This is a genomic window from Mycobacterium helveticum, assembly GCF_007714205.1.
Taxonomy (GTDB): domain Bacteria; phylum Actinomycetota; class Actinomycetes; order Mycobacteriales; family Mycobacteriaceae; genus Mycobacterium; species Mycobacterium helveticum.
Genome location: NZ_VMQU01000202.1, coordinates 1 through 5,882, shown reverse-complemented (window position 1 = coordinate 5,882; position 5,882 = coordinate 1). Strand labels below are relative to the sequence as shown.

General features: G+C 72.7%; 5 protein-coding genes. All 5 read right to left on the bottom strand.

Translation table 11 applies throughout. The annotated features are described in order from the left end of the window. Positions 1-69, bottom strand: a 69-nt coding sequence (locus FPZ47_RS30810) for a hypothetical protein (RefSeq protein ID WP_425461794.1), incomplete at its 3' end; no start/stop codon positions are given. A 96-nt stretch (positions 70-165) separates the two neighbouring features. Further along, positions 166-933, bottom strand: a complete 768-nt coding sequence (locus FPZ47_RS26160) for a hypothetical protein (RefSeq protein ID WP_144954538.1) — start codon at positions 931-933, stop codon at positions 166-168. Between the two features lie 40 nt (positions 934-973). After that, entirely contained in the window at positions 974-1,549 is a 576-nt protein-coding gene (sigM, locus tag FPZ47_RS26155; protein ID WP_144954535.1) for an RNA polymerase sigma factor SigM, read from the bottom strand. Between the two features lie 81 nt (positions 1,550-1,630). Further along, positions 1,631-5,140, bottom strand: a complete 3,510-nt coding sequence (locus FPZ47_RS26150; RefSeq protein ID WP_144954533.1) for a lipid II flippase MurJ — start codon at positions 5,138-5,140, stop codon at positions 1,631-1,633. Next, on the bottom strand, positions 5,137-5,882 hold a 746-nt coding region (locus tag FPZ47_RS26145; protein ID WP_246859913.1), incomplete at its 5' end, for a DUF6049 family protein. The genes FPZ47_RS26150 and FPZ47_RS26145, both read right to left, overlap by 4 nt.

Sequence of the window (5,882 nt, the reverse complement as noted above, 5' to 3'; positions counted from 1 at the left end):
CAGCGCCGCGGTATACCCCGCGGGACCCGAACCAATGACGATCACGTCGTGAACAGTGTCGGCGCTCATACGAACCTCTCCAGAAACGGACGCTCTACGGATTGGTCTGAACGCCATGGCGGGCACCCCTGTTCCCGGGCGTGGCGCACAGCACATGGCACAACACTAGGCGCGCGGGACCTGGGTGTCGGCCAACAGTCCGGTGTCGGCGGCGCTGCAGCTCGGTCCGACGGCGAAGACCGCCAGGTTGCCGGGCACGTCCCCGGGCAGCACCAGCAGGACGCCGGGGCGGGAGTTGATCGCGACCGGCCGCGCGCCGAGTACCCGTGTGGACGCCGGATACCCGAGGCCGGTCAGGCAGGAGGCACGCCGTTGCGGGTCGCCGAGCGGGCCGTAATCGGGGTTGCGGTGCAGCAGGTCGAGAATCTCCGGCCGCGACAGCGGGATCGCCCGAGGGGGTGCCGACACCGTGATGTGCTCGGCGGTGACCTCCGTGCTCGCCGTGGGGGTGGGCGCGTGGAGCAATGCCGCCGTACCCAGCCCGATCCCGGCGAGGGCCGCGCCGAGTCCCGCGAACGCCGCGACGACGCGAGCGGGACGGATGCGGGGCCGGGCGGAGTGCGCGGGGCCCGGGGAGCCGCCCGACGGTGGTCCGGCCGCGCGCAGTGCGGCGGAGACCCTGGCGGTGACGTCGGGCGGGGGTTCGGGTGCCGACGCCGGATCTGCGGCCGCGGCGGCGACATCGCGGCGCACCCGGTCGAGGGCTCGCAGCACCCCCTGGGCCTGCGGATCCGCACGAATCCGCCGTCGTACCCGCGCCGCGTCCTCGTCGCCGAGCAGACCGGCCTGCAGGTCGGCGAGGGTCTCGGCCGTCAGCGGCGGGCCGCTTTCCGCATCGCGGCGGCGCGCCGGATCGCTCTCCGCTTTCTCCATCCGCCCCAGTGTCCGTCATGGGCGGCCGGACGGCCACGTTTCACACCTGGTCGGGAACCGCGTGGGTGACCGCCTCGAGGTATCCGAGCAGCTCGGCAAGGCGGACCCGCGCACGGGCACACCGGCTCTTGACCGTGCCCTCGGCGACGCCGAGCAGCCGGGCGGTGTCGGCGATCGAGTAGCCCTGCATGTCGACGGCCACGACCGCGGCCCGCTGTTCGACCGGAAGCCGCATCAGGGCCCGCTGTACCACGATCGCCGTATCGACTTGGGCGGTGCGATCGGCCACCGGGTACACGTCCTCGAGGGGGACGGTCGGCCGCGCCTTGGCGCGTCGCAACCGGTCCAGGCACGCGTTGACGACGATGCGGTGCAGCCAGCTGCCCACGGCGGCGTCGTGACGGAAGGCGGCGGCCCCACGGTGCGCCGAGAGCATCGCGTCCTGCAACGCGTCCTCGGCGTCCTCGGGGCTGCGGGTCGTCAGCCGCGCCAGCCGGTGCAACTGGCGGCGATGACGGAGGAACAGCTCACCGAAGGCGCGGCGGTCGCCGGCGACATGCGCTGCCAGCAGCTCGGCATCGGTGCGTTCCTGCTGGCCCTGACCACCGCACCCCACGCCCGGACAGTAGCCAATCGCCCACCCGGGGGCACTTCACCCGGCTGCGCAGGCTGTGCGTGGCCGGTTCAGGCCGCCGGCTCAGGATGCGGCGTGCACGGTGATCTCCGAGATCGCCGCGCGGCTCTTGCCGTCGGTGCTGCCCAACGTCGAGATCCACACCAGCAGATTCGAGGTCGGCGGGGCGGACTTGACGGCGATGACGTTGTGACCGGGCTTGAGCGTCGCGGCCGGCATCAGCAACTTGGTGTCGTCCAGTTTCGCCGGGTCCGGCGTGGGCGACGAGCGAAGCTCGACCTGCGTGCCGGTGCTGGAGATGTCGATGGAGACGGCACCGACCACCGTCGGGCCCGGCAGCTGCAGCATCAGCCCGACCCCGGTTTTGAACGACGGGAACGGCGCGGCGTCGGCGTAGGTGTCGGTCTCCCACGAGGTGGAGGGGTCGCCGTCGATCGCCAGCCCGGCCTGGCCCGGGTTGTCGGCCTCGCCGTCGGGGGAGAAGACCGTGGCCTTCGTGGGTTTGACGACGCTGCCGGCGGGGGCGGAGCTGGCCGCCGGCGCCGACGTCGACGACGTGGGCCCGCTGAGCCCGAGTTCGTCCTTGTTCAGACCCCCGCCGACATTGCCGAAGATCTTGCTGACCACCGAGGCGAGCACCAGCAGTGCGACCACGAGGATCGCCAGGCCCGCGCCGACGCCGATCAGCAGGTTGCGGCGCCGGCGCGCGAAGACGGCCGGGTCGCCGGCGGACGGGCGGAGCGTCTCCGACGGCGGGGTGTCGTCGATCGGGCCGAGCACCTCGGTGCGGTCGGCCACGGCGGTCGCCTGCTGCAGCAAGTTCAGCAGCGTCGAGGCGCTGCGGATGCCGCCGTCTTCCTGCACCGCCCGCACGGCGACGGCCGAGATCTGGAAGGGAATCGCGCGGTCGATGACCGCGGGTTCGACGGGGACGCCGTTGGCGTCCCGTTCGGCCGGGGCGAGCCCGCTGCGTACCCCGGGCTCCGGCAGCGGCCACCGGTTGACCAGCAGGGCGTACAGCGCCGCGCCGATGCCGCGAATGTCGTCCTGCGGGTTGGCGTCGGGCATGGTCGCCGGATAGGCCAGCACGACGTCGCCGTCGATGCTGACGCGCACCCGGCTGGGGTGGTCGATCGACAGGGCCACACCCGCACGGTGGGCCGCCTCGGCGGCGGCCGCCAGCGACTGCATCGCCCGCACGGCGCCGACCGGCGAGGGCGCGGTGTCGGCCACTTCCCGCAGCGAGCCGCCCCGAATCCACTCCGAGACCACCAGGCCGCCGGAACCGCTGGCCACCACGTCAAGCACCCGGGCGACACCGGGTTTGTCGATCCGGCTCAGCCGCAACGTGCGGGACAGGATCTCCTGCACCACGTCGTCGGGCAGGGAGCCGCCCGGATCGACGAACGTCAGCGCCACCTGCCGGTCCAGCGCGGTGTCCAGCGCCTGCCAGAACTGCAGCGGTGGCGCGCCGCCGTGGGACACCAGAAGTCGGTAGCGCCCACCGGCGATCAGGGCGCCGGGAACCAGGTGCGTGTCCTCGGCCGCCGCCGCACGCTCTGGGGGAATGTCGGGCTGGAAGTCGTCTGCGACCGGCCGCGGGAGCTCGGAGCCTGACACGGCGCCCGGTGCGGCGCCTTCCGTAGGGCGGTCGGTCACCTCCGGTCCTTTCGCTATCCGGGCTTTGCCTTCCCGCTCCGGCGGCCTGCGCGGCTCGTTGACCGCATTCACCCGCGGCAGGGACGAATTCCTCTGCTCAGGGTACGTGACGGGCCGCGACCCGGACGATCCGTCCCGCCCGTTGTGTTTGCTCGCCGTCCCCGTCCCCGTCCCCGTTCTCGTCCCCGCCGGACGGCCGATCCGGCGCCGGACCGCTGCCGCTGCCGCCTGCGCCTCGGGGACCCGGGCGCGCAGCATGAACGTCGCCACGATCGGCACCATGATCGTGGCGAGTACCAGCAGGCGCAGCAACGAACCGGCGCCACCACTGTGGGCGGTGAGTCGGCCCAGCCCCGACAGGCGGTCGGCGACGTGGGCGAGCAGCCCGGCCAGCAGCGACGCGGCCGTCGTCACCAGGATGGTGCGCACCGTGGACGCGTCGACCAGGTGGCCGCCGCGGGGCAGCAGCGCCAGTCGCAGCAGCAGATAGCCCACCACCGCACCGGCCAGGAACCCGAGGCCGTTGGCCAGGCCGAGCAGGCCGGCCACCAGCTTGGGGTCGCCGGTCAGGTGCGGCGCCAGCAGCGACCCGGCGATCTTGACGGCCGTGATCACGACGATGATCACGATCGGGGTCCACGGCTGCTGGCGCGCGTAGAACACGCGCAGCTGCAGCAGCACCAGGCCGTAGGGGATCAGCGTGAAGGCCGACAGCGCGATCGCGGCGCCCAGGTATGCCGCGTCGACCTGCCCGAAGTGGCCGTAGGCGAACAGGGCGCTGCCGATGGCAGGGCCGCCGACGGTCATGAACGCCACGATCGGGATCAGCGTGACCAGGGTCAGCCGGGTGGCCAGCGACAGGTCGCCGAGCACGCCTTTGACGTCGTCGGCGGCGGCGTTGCGGCTCAGCCGCGGCATCACCACGGTCAGCACCGTCACCCCGATCATGCCGTAAGGCAGCATCAGGACGAGCCAGGTGTAGTTGTAGATCGCGGGCCCGGACGCGGCCGCGGTGCTGGCGATCTCGTTGCCGACGACGAGCCCGAGCTGGCTGATCAGCACGTAGAGCACCATGGCGGCGGCCATCGCACCGAAGCGCTTGAGACGCGCGTCGATTCCCCACAGCGGGCGCAGGCTCACGCGCTCGCGCCGCAGCGCGACCAGCAGCACCGCGGCCTGGGCGAACACGCCCACGCTGGTGCCGATGCCGAGCACCAGCAGCTTGGGGTTGCCCATCCGCACGGGATCGACGGAAAGCGCGCCGGGGACCGCGACGTACACCGCCAGGGTCACCAGCGCGACGACGTTGTTGACGACGGGCGCCCAGGCCGTCGGCCCGAACACGCCGCGGGTGTTCAGGATCGCCATGAACACCGACGTCAGGCCGTAGGCGAGCACCTGCGGGAGCAGCAGGTAGGCAAACGCCGTGGTCAGCGGCGCGTTGACCTGCGGGATGCGGCCCAGCATCAGCCGCACCAGCAGCGGAGCGGCCAGCACCGACAGCGCCGTCGCCACCACCAGCAGCGCGGTCGTCACGGTGACCAGGCGCCGCACGAACGCCGCGCCGCCGTCGGGGTCGGATTGTTCGGCGCGGGCGAGCACCGGCACGAAGATCGCGGTGAACGTCGCCTCGAGCACCAGGGCGGCCACGAGGTTCGGCAGCTGGTTGGCCACCGAGAATGCACTCGACAGCGCCGCGCCCAGGATGGCGGCCAGCAACACGATCCGCGCGAAGCCGGTCAACCGGCTGACCAGGGTGGCGAAGGCGATCGCCCACGACCGCGAGACCACCGCGGAATCCGACAATTCGGCCCGCCGGGGAGCCGCCGGCGCAACCGGTGGGGCAGGAGGTGCGGGCCGGTGCCGCCGGTTCGGCTGCGGCTGTGGGTAGGCCCGCCGCGAGGCGGGTCTCATACGCGGTGCTCTTCGTCGACCCTGGGGGAGATCTCGTCGTGCCGGCCGGTCGGCCTCGGGTGCGGCGGATCCGGCCGGTCCAGGTCGGCGGGGTCGGGCTGGCCGCGGAAGCGGTGCCACAGGCGGCGCCCGGCCAGCAGCACCAGCACCGCGGCGGCGCTCAGCGTGATCGTGAACAGCACCTTGCCGTAGGCGTTGGAATGCACCGACAACCGCACCGGGTCGCCCAGGCGCAGCCCGTCCGGGGTGCGCAGGGTCACGTCGACGGCGACCCGCTTGGTGAAGTTGACCTCGATCGGCACATGCAACGGCAGGTAGCCGGGCGGCAGTTCGATCTGACCGACGTCGGTGACGGTCATCCCGGGGGGAGCGTCGACCTGCAGGCGCACCCGGATCGGCACGGCCAGCCCGTTGTGCAGGGCCAGCGGGAGCGGGCTGTGCTCGGTGGCCAGGGTGTAGGAGCCGCCGGGGTTGACGATGGTGACCGCGCCGAACAGGTCGTTGATCGTGGTGCCGACGATCCCGAGGCGCTGCTCGGCCAGCCCGTTGCGGGTGTCGGGGGGTTCGGACTGACTCAGCGCGCGCAGCATGTCCTCGCGCAGCGGCGCGGTGTACCCGATTCCGGTCAAACCGGTGCGTTCGTCGGTGCTCAGCGCGGCGGTCAGCCCCCACAGGCGGCCGACCTGCCCGGCGATGTCGCCGGTGACGTTCTCGGTGAACCGGCCGCGGGCGGGGGGGTAGG